Consider the following 15,668-nt stretch of genomic DNA (forward strand, 5'->3'; position numbering starts at 1 on the left):
TCGCCGGGCCCGGTCAGGCGGCACGGGGCGGCGGGGAACGCGGCGCCGACCGGGATGGGCACGCCGTCCTGCCCGGCGGTCGGGGGACATCCCGGCCCGGCGCCGGGGATCTCGCCACCGCCGCGCCCGATCATGGGGTGCGTGGGGCCGGGCGGTGGTTCGCCCGCAGGCCCTGACCTGCGGCGGCCCGCTCGGCCGCCCGCCGGACGAGGGCGGCCGCGTGCTCGGGCAGGTACCGGTCGAGGTGCAGGCGGCTCGCGGCGGCGGCCATCGCGTCCCTGCGCGACCGGTCGGTGAGCAGGTCCACGCAGTGCCGGGCCAGGCCGTCGGCGGTGTCGGCGACGGCCAGGTGCTCGCCGGCGACGACGTCGAGGCCCTCGGCGCCGATCGTGGTGCTGACCACCGGCACACCGTGCGCGAACGCTTCGAGGATCTTGATGCGGGTCCCGCTGCCCACCCGCAGCGGGACCACGACCAGGTCGGCGGCCCGCAGGTACGGCGTCATGCTCGGGACCGCGCCGGTCACCGTGACGTGCGGACCGGCCAGTGCGTCGACCTCCGGGGTGGACCTGCCCGCCAGCACCACCCTGGCGTCCGGCACCCGCGCGCGGATCCGCGGCAGGATCTCACCGGTCAGCCAGCGGGCGGCGTGCGCGTTCGGCGCCCAGTCGAAGGAGCCCTGGAACAGGATGGTCGCGCCGCAGCCGGCGCTCCGCGGCACCGGCGGACGGGCGGGGTAGGTGTTCGGCACCACCACCGTTCGCCCGGCGTCCAGCCGGGCGGCGTCGGCGGCGCAGGCGACCACGGCCACGTCCACCTCCCGCGCCACCCGCCGGTGGACCCGGCCCCACCAGGCGATCGACCGGCGCGCCTGCACGCGCTGCCACGGCGTCAGCGGCACGCCCCACACGCCGCGGCCGAGTCGCCGCCAGCGGCGGATGAGCACGTCCTCGAAGTCGTCCACGTCGACGACCGTGCGGCCGGCGAACCGGCCGCGCAGCGGCAGCCAGGCGCGTTCCCGGTTGAACCACACCAGGGCGTAGTCGGTGCTGGTCGCCCACTCGGGCAGGGCGGGGGCGAGCGCGCGCCGCTGGTGACCGGCGTAGGCGGCGGACGGCCCGCGCGCGGCGATCTCCCAGAAGGCGCGGGCCCCCGTGTACGGCGGCACGGTGACGACCCCGGTGCGGGCGAAGCGGGCGGTCTCCTCCGGCGGGGGCCCGGAGCCGGGCGGCGCGAGGAAGAGCGCGTCCACCGGGCCCAGTTCGGCCAGCGCCCCGGTGACCACGTCCATCCGCTGCACCGCGCCCCCGGCGGGGCGGCGGGGCAGGATGTCACTGACGAACAGCGAACGCGTCATCGCCCCGCTCCTACCTTCTGGCCGCGTCGTCGGGTTGGACGGCCTTCTCCGCCGGTGGCGGCGGCGCGGCCACCGCCTGCCGGGTGGCCACCAGCGTGTAGGCCAGTCCGACGGCCCAGCCGATCACCGTCGCCCAGATGACGCCGTCGACGCCCCACGCCTGCCCCAGGAGGTACGACAGCGGCAGCCGCACCACGCCCAGCGACGTCACCGTGCAGATCAACGGCACGACGGTGCGGGCGATGCCGTTGAACCAGCCGTGCAGCACGACCATCAGCGTGTAGCACACGAAGAACGGTGACGTGATGAGGATGTACCGCTCCGTCACCGCCTGTGTCTCGTGGCCGCCGGAGAACAGCGCGGCGATCGGCCCGCGTCCGGCGACCAGCAGCACGGACACCAGCGCGGTCAGCGCGATGCCCAGCCACACGGCGCGGCGTGTCCCCTCGCGGACGCGCGCGGTCCGGCCGGCGCCGGTGTTCTGCGCGGTGAACACCATCAGCGCACTGGACAGGGAGAGGAACAGCGCGCTGGTCAGCAGCTCCAGCCGGGCGACCACGGTGAGCGCCGCGAGGGTCGCCTCCCCGAACGGCGTGACGATCCACACCAGGGCCAGCACGCCGACGCCGATCAGCAGGTACTGCACGGCCATCGGGGTGCCGATGGTCAGGCCGTGCCGCACCTCGGCGCGCACCGCGGCGGCGGTGACCGGGACCGCCCCGGTCGGCCGCCGCCGCTGCTCGCGCACCAGGCCGGCCAGGCCGGCCGCCGCGGTCAGCGCGTTGGCGGCCAGCACGGCGAGCGCCGCGCCTGCGATCCCGAGCCGCCAGGGGCCCACGAACAACCAGGCGAACAGCGCGTTCAGCACGCTCGCGGTGATCATCAGGGCGGTGGCGCGGCGGGCGTCGCCGCGGCCGGTCAGCACCGCGCACACCGCGCCGAGCGCGTAGATCGCGACCATGCCCGAGCACAGCGTCACCGCGAACGTGCGCGCCTCGGCGGCGACCTGACCGGTCACCCCGGTCAGCGCCAGCAGTGGCTCCGCGAGCAGCACCGCGGCGACGGCGCAGATCGCCGACCACGCCGCGGTGCAGACCGCGAGCGCCAGCAGCGTGCCGGGATCGTCGCGCCGCCCGGCGCCGGCCTGGTGCCCGAGCCGTACCGCGAACGCGTTGGAGACACCGGTGAACAGCGAGGTCAGGATCGCGTACAGCGGCTGCGCCGCGCCCATCGCGGCCAGTCCGGTGACGCCCACGTACCGCCCGACGACCATGCTGTCGACCAGCAGGTAGCCCTGCTGGAGCAGATTGGCCAGGGCCAGCGGGGCCGCGATCTGGACGATGCCGTTCAGGATCGGGCCCCGCGTGAGGTCCGACACGTCAGTCTCCGGGTGTGGTCAGCAGGTCGTCGAGCCACGCGTCGTCATCGCCGTCGGCGTCCGGCGCGTCCGTGTCGTACTTGGTCTCGATGAGCCGGCCGACGGCGGCCACAGTGCGCTCGCTCATCAGGTCGACGGTGTCGAACTGGCGGCCCAGGCAGGCGGAGATGCTGTTGCCGATGGTCAGCGCCATGATCGAGTCCGCGCCCAGGTCCCGGAAGTCGGCGTGGACGTCGATCGTCGGGTGCCCGAGGGTGTGCGCCAGGCAGCGGCCGACCATCCGTTCCCGTTCGGTGTAGTCGCCGTCCGGGCGCCCGGTGAGTCGCACCTCGGTGGCCTCCACGGCCTCGCGCACCCGCGCCAGGTTCTGCCGGGTCCGCTCCGCGAGCTCCGCGATCCCGGTGTCGATCTTGTGCTCGATCTCCGGGGAGAGGGCCACGTGGTACGTAGGCAGCACGCTCATCAGGTCGCTGCCGTAGTTGACCTCGCCGGCGAAGAAGCCGGCCCGGCCCCCGCGCAGGGCGGCGTCGATCAGGTCGAGGCCGGTGCGGGTGCGCAGCGAGCGGAACGCCAGGTCCTCGTTGGTGCCGGCGGCGACCGCCATGCCGATCTCCCGCCAGGCCACCCACTGCACGCTCACGACCCGGTGCTCCGGCGTGTCCAGCGTGCGGGCCAGGTGGTCCAGGTAGAAGTTGGCGGCCGCGTAGTCGGCCTGCCCGAGCGCCGGGAACACCGCGGCCACCGAGGACATGTGCAGCACGAAGTCGGGCCGGTCGTCCCGGGTCAGGTGGTGCAGCAGGAACGCACCGCGCAGCTTGGGCCGCAGTACCGAGGCGAACCCGTCGGCGTCGCGGTACGCGATGAGGTTGTCGCCGGGCACGCCGGCGGCGTGCACGACGCCGTCCAGCCGGCCGTGCGCGGCGCGGATCGCGGCGAGCAGGTCGGCCAGGGCGGCCTCGTCGGCGACGTCGGCGGCCACCGGGTGCACGGTGGCGCCGAGCTCGGCGATCTCGCGGACCGCCGTGACGCGCGCCGCGGCGGGGTGCTGCGGGTCGGCGGCGACCGCGTCCCACTCGGCCTCGGGCGGCAGGGCGGTGCGGCCGAGCAGGTACAGGTGGACGTCGGGGGCCGAGGCCGCGAAGTGCCGGGCCGTCTCCAGACCGATGCCGCCGAGGCCGCCGGTGATCAGGTAGGCGCCGCCGGGCCGCAGGTAGGCGTCGCGGACCGCCGGCACCTCCGGCAGTTCGGCGAAGGACTCGCGGTACTTCTCCGTGCCGCGCAGCGCGTACACGCCGGACTGCGTGGCGAGGATCTCCTCGCGCAGCAGCGCGGCCGGCACCGCGTCGTCGACGTCGAGCAGCCGGACGCTCAGGTACGGGTACTCCCGGGCGATCCCCTTGGCCAGGCCGGCGAGCGCCGCGTGTTCCGCGACCACACCGGACTCGCCGGGCACGACCGCCAGCGCCCGCCGGGTGAGCACCACCAGGTCGATCCCCGCGCCCGCGTGCATCAGCGCCTTGGCCAGCCGGAAGAGGCCGATCAGGTGCTCGTCGACGCGGCGGTCCAGTTCCGCGGGGTCGGCCGCCGACTCGTCGTCGAAGGCCAGCGCGTACACCAGGTGGGTGTATCCCTCGTCGACGAGCTCCTCGGCGAGCCGGTCCGGCTCGGCGTCCGTGCCGCCCGGCGTGCGCAGCACCGCGTCCGGCGGCAGGGCGGCGGCCACGGCGTCGACCGCGGCCGGGCCCACCAGCGCCATCACGTGGGCCGACGGGCCGCCGGACTCCGCGAGCGGCGCCGGCGCGAACCCCGCCTCGTGGGTCAGCGGGTGCTCGGTCCGGGGCGCGGCCAGCGCGAACCGGTCGCGCCAGGTCTCGGGGAAGTCGATCCAGGCCCGGGTCTCGTCGAACTCGTACGGCGGCAGGTGCACGGTCCGCGGGGGCTGCCCGTCGTACTGTGCGCGCAGGTCGACCTCGGCGCCGCCGACCCAGCGGCGGGCTTCCTCGGTGCCGGCGGCGTCCGGCACCTCACCGGCCTCGGTGGCCGCCAGCGCCGCCCGCAGGGCGGGCAGGTCGGCGACCGAGTAGGCGAGCCGGTGGCGGTGTCCGGCGCGGGAGGTGTTGGAGGTCCAGCAGACGTCCCGGACACCGCCGGCGATCCGGCCGTCGTCGATCGCCTCGCGGTAGCGGGTGACCAGCCGGCCGAGGGACGCCGGGCTCTGCGCGCTGAGGGTGAACAGGTAGGGCCGCCGGTCTTCCGCGGACTCCGCCGGCGAGGGCGCCTGGAACTCCTCCAGCACGACGTGCGCGTTGGTCCCGCCGAGTCCGAAGGCGCTGACCCCGGCGCGGCGCGGGCCGTTCCCGTCCGGCCACTCGCGCGCCTCCAGCGGCACGTACACCGGGCCGTCGTCGAGATCGATCGCCTTGTTCGGCTGCGCGTAGTTGGCCAGTGGCGGGATCACGCGGTGCCGCAGCGCGAGCGCGGCCTTGATCACGCCCATCACGCCCGAGCCCTCGAAGAGGTGGCCGATGTTCGCCTTCACCGTGCCCACCGCGCAGAACCGCCGGTCGTCGGTCCGGGAGGCGAACGCCCGCCGCAGCCCCTCGAACTCGATCGGGTCGCCGACCCGGGTGGCGGTGCCGTGCACCTCCAGGTAGCCGATCGTGCGCGGATCCACGCCGGCGTCCCGCCACGCATCCTGGAGCAGCTCGGCCTGGGCCCGGGCGTCCGGCGCGGTCATCATCTCGGACCGGCCGTCGTGGTTGACCGCGCTGCCCTTGATGACCGCGTACACCTGGTCGCCGTCCGCCAGCGCCCGGTCCAGCCGCTTGAGCACGACCGCCCCGGAACCCTCGCCGAAGCCGGTGCCGTCCGCGCTCTCGTCGAACGTGCGGGTCACGCCGTCGGAGGACTCGATGCCGATCCGGGTGTGCGGGTGCCGCATCGGCGCCAGCACGATCCGGGTGCCGGCCACCACGGCCATCTCGCAGTCGCCCAGCAGCAGCGCGCCCCTGGCCTGGTGCAGCGCCAGGAGCGAGGCCGAGCAGGCGCTGTCGATCACCATGCTGGGGCCGCGCAGGTCGAACAGGTAGGAGAGCCGGTTGGCCAGCATCGTGACGATGTTGCCGGTGATGCCGAGCTGCCCCAGCGCGGGGTCGATGCGGCAGAAGTACTCCATGTACGACCAGCCGGGGTTGCCCGCGTAGCCGACGTACACGCCGGTGCGGCTGCCGGCCAGCCGCTCCCCGACGTAGCCGGCGTCCTCCAGCGCGCGGTACATCGTGCGCAGGACCAGGCGCTGGTGCGGGTCGGTGACCGCGGCCTGCTTCGGGGTCATGCCGAAGAAGGCGTGGTCGAACAGGTCCACCCGGTCCAGGAAGCTGCCGTCGTGGAACTCGACGCGCTCGTCGGCGTCCGGCACCAGCGCCGACTCCCGGTGGTAGCGCAGGTACTCCTCGACCTCCCGGCGCCGCTGCGCCGGGAACGGCCGGGTGAGGCTGCGGCCGGTGCGGACGACGTCCCAGAACGCGTGCTGGTCCGGCGCGTCCGGCACTTCGACGGACAGTCCGATGACAGCGATGTCCGTGGTCATGCGTGTTCCTCCGTTGGCTGTGCCGAGATCTGGGCGATGAGGGCGGTGAGGGTGGTGCCGTTGACCTCGTCGAAGTGGTCGACGCCGGCGGCGCGCAGGGCCCGGACGGTGCGCACCCACTCCACCGGGCGGTGGATCTGCCTGCTGAGCAGCTGGGCCGCCTGGTCCGGGGTGAACTCCGCGGCGGTGACGCTGGACATCACCGGCGTGTGTCCGGCGCGGAACTCGTACTCGCGCAGGACCGCCGCGAACGCCCGGCCGGCCGGGGCCATCAGCGGCGTGTGGAAGGGACCGCTGACGGACACCGGCAGCACCCGGACTCCCGGGCCGCGCAGCGCCTTCACCGCGAGGGCCAGCTGCGGCCGGTCCCCGGCCACCGTCACCTGCCGGTCGCTGTTGCGGTTGGCGACGTGCACCAGGTTGAGCCCGGCGCCGTGCAGCGTCGCCTCGACCCGCGCCGAGCTCATCCCGACCACCGCGGCCATCGCGCCGCGGGTGATGCCGGCCATCAGCTCGGCGCGGCGCCGGACCAGTGCCAGGCCGTCCATCAGGTCGATGACGCCGGCGGCCACCAGTGCGTTGAACTCGCCCAGGCTGTGCCCGGCGAAGTAGTCGTACCGCCGGCCCGCGCGTTCGAGGTCCATCCAGGACAGCGCGTTGACGAGGAAGACGGCGGGTTGCGCGTAGCGGGTGTCGGCGAGCCGGCCGTCCGGGTCGTCGCGGCACAGCCGTGCCACGGGATAGCCGAGCAGTTCGGACGCGGCCGCGGTCTCCTCGGGATAGCGGTCGAACAGTTCCTCCCCCATGCCCTTGCGCTGTACGCCCTGGCCGGGGAAGACCAGACAGTGCATCCGTGGACGCTCCTTAACTCACGCGGTCGGTGCGGGGATGCTGCGGTAGCGCAGGCCGTTGTGGCTGCCGCGCAGGGTCTCCCGGGTGAACACCCGGGCCGACGGGCCCGGTCCGAAGTCGACGATCTGGTCGGGCCGGCAGCCGTCGATCGCGGCGCGGACCGTGCCCGGCCAGTCCAGCGGGCGGCACACCCCGTGGGCGATGACCTCCGGCAGCAGGTCGCCGCGGTGCTGGAGGTTGACCGGCGAGTCGGCGACGTACACCGGTATGGCCAGCCGGTCGCCGGTGAGCGGGAAGGTCATGAAGTGCCGGTCCTCCAGCGCCGCGCGCACCGCCGGCTCCAGCAGCGGGGTGTGGAACGGCGCGGTGCTGCGCAGGTAGGTCCACTGCACCCCCGGCTCGGCCAGCCGCCGCGCGTGCCGGGTGCGCAGCTCGGCGAGGTCGGCCGGGTCCCCGGCCAGCACGTGCGAGCGGTCGGAGTTCGCGAGGGCCAGGTGTACCGGGGTCCCCGCCACCAGCTCGCGCACCCGCTCGGTCGGCATGCCCAGCACGGCCGCCATGGGGGTGGCCGCGCCCGTGCGCGGCGGCGCCGATTGGTGGCAGCGGATCAGCGTCAGCGCGGTCATCGCGATCAGGTCGTGGCAGAAGGCCGTGTACTCCCGGCGGCTGGTCATTCCCAGCCCGGCGGCCATCGCGCCGATCAGGCCCAGGCTGTGGCCGATGGCGGCCACCGGCGCGGGCCGTTCGCCGGCCGCGCGGCCCACGGCCGGTTGCAGCAGGCAGAGTTGGTAGATGTGGGCGAACAGGCCGTCCACGATGGAGTGTTCCATGGCGCCGGCGTCCGGCGTGTCGCCACGCAGCCAGGCGGTCAGCGGGATGCCGCCGGGCAGCTCCCGGCGGTACGCGTCCGCGCCGACGTGGTCGAGCACGCGCGCCACCGCTTCGGCCGCGCCGGTGAAGTACCGCGCGTTCTCCGGCCGCGCGTAGAGCGCTCTCAGCGCCGCGAGCGGCGGGCCTTGCACGCCCGCCATGCCACTGAACAGGTATAGGTGTCGCACGCACGTTCCCCCGTGTTGTGCGGTTAGCGGCCGCTGTCCGCGGTCGGCAGGATCCGAGGGAGGCCGGCCGCCTCTTCGACGAGCATGCGCGCCGCCCGCTGCTCGCGCGTCCGCAGCTGCGTGAGGCCCCGGCGGATCTGGTCCGCCGACAGCGCGGGCAGCCCGGCCTGGAAGGCGGTGACCCGGTCCGACAGCACGGTGGCCAGCTGCGCGATGCGGGCGTAGGCGGCGCGAACCGGCTCGCCGTGGTGGGTGTGCGCCAGGAAGCGGCAGAACAGGGTCCGTGAACCGGCCAGCAGCGCCAGGCTGTTGACGCCGGGCGCCCGGTAGGTGGCGGCCACCGACGCACGCTCCACGGCGAGGTTGTCGCCGATGACGTCGTAGAGCTCGAAGCCGTCGCGGAACCCGGCCAGGAAGGCCCGGTAGGCGGCCTCGAACCCGGCCCGGTCGGGGTCGGACACCTGGCGGACGGTGGCGCAGCCGGTGAACCAGCGTTCGGGTTCCCGGGCGTAGCCGTCGCGCAGCACGTCCCAGCCCACGGTCAGTGGGAAGTACTCGTGGTCGTCGGCGGTGTTGTCGACGAGCAGGACGTCGGTGCTGCTCGCTCCGCAGACCAGGAAGGAGTGCAGGAGTCCGTACTCCTCCGGGAGCGTGCCGACCCGGCGCATGAACTCCACCCAGTAGGGGAAGTGGTGCCGGGGCGCGTAGAAGAACACCGGCTGTCCCGCGCCCAGGAACTCGGCCAGGCCGGACTCGAAGCGGGCCAGGTCCACGGTCCCGGCCGAGAACACCTCGAAGCCGAGCAGGCCCAGGTCGTCGTCGTCCACGTACGGGGTGTCGAAGGCCCAGCGGTCCCCGCCGCGCAGGTAGCAGTGGCGGTAGATCGCCGAGGTGGAGCCCAGGGCGCGGTACATCAGCAGGTCGGACCAGGGGGTTCGGCCGCCGACGTACGCCAGGAGCTGGGTCTTCCGGCAGTGCAGGTGGTTGTTGGGATCCCGGGTGCGGATCCGGTCCACGCCCGGTAACTGGATCATCTGATCGACGGACAACGGTGTAAGACCTCCGTTCGGCGACGCGCTCGGCTGCACCTACCGGATCGGGGACTGCTGCGCTTCCCGCAGGATTCGATCCGTCAGTGCCGGGACGGCGGCGCCGGGACAGGTGAGAGCGCTCTCACCACGCACATCGATGTGCGGGTGCTTCTCACGGCTCACGCCGCAGGTTCCCGCCATTGGGCGATCTCCGGCGAGGCGCACGGAAGGACGAGCAGACGGGCCCGCGGGCCCGGTCGAGGGCTTGTTGACGGCGACTCAGATGAGCGTTCAACTGTTCGCCTGATGCGTTCAATCATGTCAGCCCCGTCGGCGCCGGTCAACAAAAGTCATATGATTCGGCCTGCCTCGGGGATCGCCGCAGCTCAGCGGGGTCGGCCACGCTGAGCTACGGCACCGGACGACGCCGACGGGCGGCGTACGCCGGCGGTGCCGGGGTACGCCGCCCTGGGGCGGGAGGGGTCGCGGGGATCGGTCTCCGAGGGTTCCTGCTGCCTGGTGTCAGCTCAGGCGAACAGCTCGCCGAGCAACTCGGGGCCGATGGCGATGGGGGCGGGGCGGTAGGCGGGCGGCCGCGTGCCCATCAGCTCGCGCACCAGGAAGTCCCAGCAGCGCCTGCGGACGTAGGCCAGGCAGTCGATGAACGTGTGCTCGGCCCCGGGCACGATGAGCAGCTCGAAGTCCTTGTCGGCGGCCAGGAGCCGGTCGGCCAGCCGCAGCGTGTGGTGCGGGTGGACCTGGTCGTCCATCTCGCCGTGGACGAGCAGCAGCTTGCCCGCCAACCGGTCCGCGAGGTCCACGTTGGAGGAGCGGGCCCACGCCTCGGGATTGTCCGCGCCGTCGTATGCCTCCACGAAGCCCAGGTTGAAGCAGGGGGTGTCGTGCGGGCCGGAGAGGGCGACTCCCACCTTGTACACCTCGGGGAAGTCCAGCATCGCCCGCGCGGCGGCGAACCCGCCGCCGGAGTGGCCGAAGGCGCCCACCCGGTCCAGGTCCATCCACGGCCGGGTCCCGGCCAGCTGCCGCAGCGCCGCCACGTGGTCGGCCAAGCCTCCGGCGTCGCCCAGGCGGCCGTAGGAGGCGTCGTGGAAGGACTTGCTCCGCCCCGGGGTGCCGCGCCCGTCCAGCGCCACCACCACGAAGCCCAGCGCCGCGACGGGCTCCGCGTCGAGGCCCATGCCGCCCGGGTCGAAGCACGGGGCGACCCGGTTGACCTGCGGGCCCGGGTAGAGGTTGTCCACCACCGGGTACCGCTGGGCGGGGTCGAAGCCCCGCGGCTTGTACAGCACCCCGTAGATGTCCGTCACCCCGTCGGCCGCCTTGACGCGGAACCGCTCCGGCGCCGTCCAGCCGGTCTCGGTGAGCCTGCCGATGTCGGCGCGCTCCAGCTCGACCAGCACCCGCCCGTCCCAGTCGACGACGCGGGCCACCGGCGGGGTGTCGACGGTGGACGCGGAGTCGACGAAGTACTCCGGGTTCCCCGGCAGGGTGACCACGTGGTCCAGCTCGTCGTCGGTGACCCGGGCGAAGCCGGAGCCGTCCAGGCCGACCCGGCACACCGTGCGCCGGTACGGATCCTCCTCGACCAGCCCGGACGCGGTGAAGTACACCACCCGCTGCGCCTCGTCGACGCGCAGGATCTGCCGCACCGCCCACTGTCCGGAGGTGACCTGGCCGAGCAGGGCGCCGGTGCGCAGGTCGTACCGGTACAGGTGGCCCCAGCCGTCCCGCTGCGAGTACCACAGCGCCTCGTCGGCCAGCACCCGCACGATCGGCGGCTCGTACGCCCACTGGTTGGGCTCCACGCGGGTGTCACCGGTCTCGCTGAGCACGGTGGTGACCTCGCCGGTGGCCGGGTCCAGCCGGTGCAGGGTGAGCGTGCGCAGGTCGCGGGGGCGGCTGAGGTAGTACACCGCCGAGCCGTCCGGTGCCCACCACGCCCACCGGGTGCTGATCGGCGACATCTGCGGCATGAGCAGCGGCTCGGCCTGCGCGCGGACCACCGTGCCGGCGGCGACGTCCAGCACCACCAGCTCGGCCAGCGGCATGCGCTCGTCCCCGGCGTGGGCGTACCGCTGGGTGTGCAGTTGGGGCGCGCCGCCGTCGGCGGGCCCGGCCTGCACCAGGTGGGTCTGCCGGACGCCGCGCTCGTCGGTCCGGTGCGCCAGCACCTTGGTGGAGTCGGGCGACCAGGCCACCGCGGGCGGCAGGTGCGGCAGGCCGATCTTCCGCAGCAGGGTGCCGTTGCTGGTGCAGTCCGGGCCGGAGCCGTACCGGTGGTCGGGTTCGCCGTCGGTGGTCAGCGCCCACTCGCGGCCGTCGGACAGCGATCGCGCCCACAGGTCGTGCCCCCGCTGGGACACCGCGAGCTTGCCGTCGGGTGACGGCACCTCCAGGGGATTGCCCGGCGGCGTGAACTCGGCCCGCTCGCAGGCGTAGTCGTCCAGGCGGCAGCGCCAGTGCTCGCCGAACGCGTCGAACTCCACGGTGCCCGCGGCCAGTTGGACGGCCAGGAAGGGCAGGGCCTCGGGATCGATCTGCTGCCCGGAGGCGTCGGCCAGCGCGGCGGCGAGCCGGGGGTGGTCGAAGGCCGGCTCCCGGGTGCCCGCCGCCGGGTCGACCAGCACGAACCGCCTGCCGACGCCGTTGCTCACCGCGTACCAGAAGCGGGCGCCCCCGTCGATCCACTGCGGCCTGACCTTGTCGCCGATGACGAGCTCGCCCGGGCGGGCGGAACGGCGGAGGAGTCGCTCCGCGGCCTGGTAGTGCTCAGTGGTGACCATGTCCCTCTGTTCTTCCTCGGTGTCGGTGCCGGGCGGGCGGACCCCGGTGGTGCGCCGGCACGGCAGGGGTGATGCGGGCGTGGATGGGCTCCGGCGAGGGCGCTGGCCGTCTCGCGAGCCGAGTGGGGCGGGGGTGGGCGCGGTCGGTGCCGCGTCGTCAGAGTGGGGCGCGGGGGACTCGGGGTCGGGCGCGCCTCCCCGGAGGGTGGTGGTTCTCGCCTGCTTCCCCTACAGGCTGCGGGCGGTGATGTCGCCGTGGGCGGTGGTCGCGTGGATGTTCAGGTCGGCGGCGGGGCCGGTGGTGTTGGTGAGGGAGTTGTGGATGCGGCCGTAGGAGGTGCCGGCGTCCAGGGAGGCGGAGACCCCGCGGGCGGCGCCGACCGAGATCCCGCCCTGCTCGGTGCGCAGGGTGACGGTGCCGCGGACGGCCTCGGCGATGTGGATGTCGCCCCTGCGGGTGGTGATCTCGGCGGGGCCGCCGAGGCGGCCGACCTGGACGTCGCCGGCCTGGAGGGTGAGGCGGGCGCCGGCGGTCTCGTCGAGCTTGGCGGAGCCGTGCGCGCCCTCGTAGGTGACGTCGCCGAGGCGTCCGACGCCGCGGAACTCGGCGCTGGCGGCCTTGGCCTCGACGTGGGAGCCGGCGGGCAGCTGGACGGTCACCTCGACGGAGCCGGAGGGGCCGAGGAGCTCGTTCTTCGCCGGGGTCGCGATCCGCAGCACCCCGTCGCGGTAGTCGATCGTGGTCCGCTCCGCGGCCTTGGCGTCGCGGCCGTTCGAGGCGTTGGCGGGCAGGACCTCGACCGCGGTGTCGGCCCGGTCGGCGGCGATGAACCGGATGCGCCCGGCGGGGACGTCGAGGACGGCGGAGATCGGGGCGGGGGTGGCGAACGTCTGCATCGTGCTCTCCTTCGGCGGTGTTCCGACTCGGCGGTGCTCCGACCCGGTGTTGTTTCCGACGACGCAAACGCTACGTTGCATTCACAGAGCTGACAACATGCTCGTTGCAGAAAAATGCCATCGATGCAGGTAAAGCCGAGAAATCATTGCAATGGCGCTGCGAGTAACGCAACGCCAGCTCCCCCGCCCGTTGCAATGGATTGGAGGTGAACGCCGACGGTCAGGGCCGGCCGAGCGAGATGTCCTCGTGCGAGGTCAGCTCCCGCCAGCGCTCGCGGGCGGGAGCGGCGGCGGCCGCGGGCGTGACGGGCATCAGGTCGGCCGTCACGAGCGGGTCGAGGTCCAACCCGGTGATGTCGGCGACGTCCCGCACGGGCACCTGGAAGGTGCGGAACGGGCCGAGCGGCGGCGGGTTGCCAACGGCCTCGGCCATGGCCAGCGCGGCCGGCACGTTCGCCAGGTCCGGGACCTGTTCCAGCACGTACGCCGTGGCCGCCAGCGCGCCGTCCTGGCGGAACGCCGCCACCTTCCAGAAGTGCAGCGGGATCCGCACCCCGCGGTAGAGCGGGTCGGTGTCCCGCAGCACCGGTCCGGAGTGCACCACCAGTCGCCGGTCGAACCGGGCCGCGTGGTCCAGCAGGAAGTTCTCCAGCCCGAGCCACAGCTGCATGCCCTGGTTGAACACGTCCGCCTGCGGGGCCGCGTTGGTGTAGTGGAAGGTGTCGTCGTCCGCCCGCTCCGCCTCCGCCGGGCTGCCCCAGACCGGGTCGAGGCGGCGGACCAGGTGGCCCTTGTCGAGCCTGTTGCGCCGGTACAGTTCGTGGCCCGCCTGGCTGCTCGCCGGGACCCGCGGGTCCAGCCGCCAGTCGCTGTCCCGGTCCGAGTCCCGCAGGGTCGCGCCGTCCACCGCCACGGTCGTCGCCGCGGCGAGCTTGCGGTCGGGGCGCAGCAGCACCGTGAAGTGGGTGTAGGGCAGCGGGACCGTCACGATGCCGGGGTCGGTCGGACGGGGGACGGGCACGTCGATCCCCAGGAAGGCGGGGTCGTAGCCGGTCCGGCCGGCGAGCGCGTCGGCGGTCAGCGTGGTGGTCACGCCGGTGGCCGACCGGTGGGGACGGGGTGAGCTTGCCATGATGGCCTCCCGATCCACGTCGGCGTCCAGCGGCGCGTGACACCGACGCTGTCGTGCGCGTTGTCGGTGCGTTCCCCCGTGGAATGGGTCTCCCCGTCCATGGTCCCGCGCCCCACCTGCCACCTCAACCAAGTGAGCGACACGCTGTTCTGTTGATTCGTCCAGCAACCGTGCGCGACCGCCGGGGCCGCGCGGTGTCACGGGAGGGGTGTGGCGGGTAGGCGCTCCCAGCGCCCTACACCGCCGCCGCGTCCCCCGCCGGCGTCTGCCCCGCCCCGCGGGGGGTCGGCTCGGGCCGCGCCGGCGGCACGGCGTGACGGTGCTCGGCGGCCTCGGCCGGCGTGTAGGAGGAGGCGAAGGTGAACGCGCGCGGGGACGGCCCGTGCGCCCGCAGGTCCGCCAGCCGCTCCAGGGCCTCGCCGACGGTCGGCAGGTGGCCGGCGGGGACCCACCAGAGCACGAGGTGCGCCTCGACGTGCCGCTGGAACCACTCGCGGCGCCGCCGCATGACCTCCAGGTGGCCGCTGCGGTAGGTGAAGTCCCACAGGGCCTCCTGGGTCTCCCACACCGACAGGTTGACGATGACGTCCTCCCCCGCCGGGCGCAGACCGGTGGCGTCGGCCGCTCCCTCCTCGACCAGCCGCCACACGAAGCCGGGTGCGCGGTCGGCGGCGGCGTTGACCGAGTCCAGCATCTCGACGAACGGCGCGATGCGCGGGTCGTCGAGGGGGTGGCGGAGCGTGGCGACGTTGAGCTCGGCGAGGTGGGCGGCGTGCGGGGAAGCGGTCATGACCTCATCCCAGCACGCCCGCCTTTTCTATGTCAATGATCATTGCTTTTAGAGGGTTCGACCACCACGCAGCACTCCCCCGGCCGGGCGTCCATCCGCGCGCGGACGGGCCCGCCCGCGCCCAGCAGCCCCTCCAGCAGCGCCAGGTTCATGCCGCAGACGAGCGGCGGGAAGCGTTCGGCGACGGCGTGGAAGGGGCAGTTGCGCATGCGGACGACCTGCCCGGCCGCGCCCTCCGCGCCGTCCGCGACCTCCAGACGCGGTTCGTAGCCGCGCGCGGCCAGCATCTCCACCGCCTCGTCGAGGCCGCCGCAGGGCGCCGCCGAGCCGCGCAGGGCCTCGCCCCGCCGCCGCGCCGCCGCGCAGAGCCCGGCGTCCAGCCCGGCCTCCTCGGCGGCCTCGGCCAGCAGTTCGGCGGCGGTCCGGTAGTCGCGGGCGGGCAGCGACACCGACCGCTCGCCCCGCGCCCGCGTGTACACCTTGGCGGGGCGCCCCGCCCCGGGGCCCGAGCGGCCCGTCAGACGGCGGCTGCCGCTCTCCAGCAGCCCGGCCTCGGCCAGCCTGTCCAGGTGGTGCGCGGCGAGCGTGCGCGCCACCCCGGCCGCCTCGGCGGCCTCGTTCCGGCCGACCTCGCGGCCCTGCGCCGCCACGTACTCGTACAGACGGCGCCGCACCGGATCCTGCAGCACCGCGATCGCGTCGATGTCCTCCACCAGCCCATTCTAGGAACAACACAGGTTGGAGATAGAAGCGCGGAGCCCGCCCGCCGCTGCGCCCGCC

The 15,668-nt window shown here is 74.2% G+C and carries 11 protein-coding genes; all 11 read right to left on the reverse strand.

Annotation, left to right across the window (positions count from 1 at the left end; translation table 11 throughout):
* Positions 1 to 130: 130 nt before the first annotated feature.
* Positions 131 to 1,357, reverse strand: coding sequence for a glycosyltransferase family 4 protein (locus FHU37_RS07735; protein ID WP_179813466.1), 1,227 nt, complete (start codon positions 1,355 to 1,357; stop codon positions 131 to 133).
* A gap of 10 nt (positions 1,358 to 1,367) precedes the next feature.
* Positions 1,368 to 2,735 (reverse strand): MATE family efflux transporter, encoded by a 1,368-nt coding sequence (locus FHU37_RS07740; protein WP_179813467.1) that lies wholly within the window; start codon positions 2,733 to 2,735, stop codon positions 1,368 to 1,370.
* 1 nt (position 2,736) lies between these two features.
* Positions 2,737 to 6,324 (reverse strand): SDR family NAD(P)-dependent oxidoreductase, encoded by a 3,588-nt coding sequence (locus FHU37_RS07745; protein ID WP_179813468.1) that lies wholly within the window; start codon positions 6,322 to 6,324, stop codon positions 2,737 to 2,739.
* Positions 6,321 to 7,175 carry an ACP S-malonyltransferase gene (locus FHU37_RS07750; protein ID WP_179813469.1) on the reverse strand — a complete coding sequence of 285 codons (855 nt, stop codon included), beginning with the start codon at positions 7,173 to 7,175 and terminating at the stop codon, positions 6,321 to 6,323. Before FHU37_RS07750 ends, FHU37_RS07745 begins: the two co-directional genes overlap by 4 nt.
* Positions 7,176 to 7,193: 18 nt before the next feature.
* Complete coding sequence (locus tag FHU37_RS07755; RefSeq protein ID WP_179813470.1) at positions 7,194 to 8,234, reverse strand: ACP S-malonyltransferase; 1,041 nt, start codon at positions 8,232 to 8,234, stop codon at positions 7,194 to 7,196.
* 23 nt (positions 8,235 to 8,257) lie between these two features.
* Complete coding sequence (locus FHU37_RS07760) at positions 8,258 to 9,268, reverse strand: hypothetical protein (RefSeq protein WP_179813471.1); 1,011 nt, start codon at positions 9,266 to 9,268, stop codon at positions 8,258 to 8,260.
* A gap of 524 nt (positions 9,269 to 9,792) precedes the next feature.
* A complete protein-coding gene (locus tag FHU37_RS07765) occupies positions 9,793 to 12,069 on the reverse strand; it encodes a S9 family peptidase (RefSeq protein ID WP_179813472.1) in 2,277 nt (758 codons plus the stop codon).
* A 228-nt stretch (positions 12,070 to 12,297) separates the two neighbouring features.
* Positions 12,298 to 12,966: a DUF4097 family beta strand repeat-containing protein gene (locus tag FHU37_RS07770; protein ID WP_179813473.1), complete on the reverse strand. Its 669-nt coding sequence runs from the start codon at positions 12,964 to 12,966 to the stop codon at positions 12,298 to 12,300.
* A 220-nt stretch (positions 12,967 to 13,186) separates the two neighbouring features.
* On the reverse strand, positions 13,187 to 14,098 hold the full coding sequence (locus FHU37_RS07775; RefSeq protein ID WP_179813474.1) for a DNA/RNA non-specific endonuclease: 912 nt from the start codon (positions 14,096 to 14,098) through the stop codon (positions 13,187 to 13,189).
* A 235-nt stretch (positions 14,099 to 14,333) separates the two neighbouring features.
* Positions 14,334 to 14,888 carry a DUF3291 domain-containing protein gene (locus tag FHU37_RS07780; protein WP_179813475.1) on the reverse strand — a complete coding sequence of 185 codons (555 nt, stop codon included), beginning with the start codon at positions 14,886 to 14,888 and terminating at the stop codon, positions 14,334 to 14,336.
* Between the two features lie 32 nt (positions 14,889 to 14,920).
* Positions 14,921 to 15,601 (reverse strand): helix-turn-helix transcriptional regulator, encoded by a 681-nt coding sequence (locus FHU37_RS07785; RefSeq protein WP_179813476.1) that lies wholly within the window; start codon positions 15,599 to 15,601, stop codon positions 14,921 to 14,923.
* Positions 15,602 to 15,668 lie beyond the last annotated feature (67 nt).

Source organism: Allostreptomyces psammosilenae, assembly GCF_013407765.1.
In the GTDB taxonomy this organism is placed as follows: Bacteria; Actinomycetota; Actinomycetes; order Streptomycetales; family Streptomycetaceae; genus Allostreptomyces; species Allostreptomyces psammosilenae.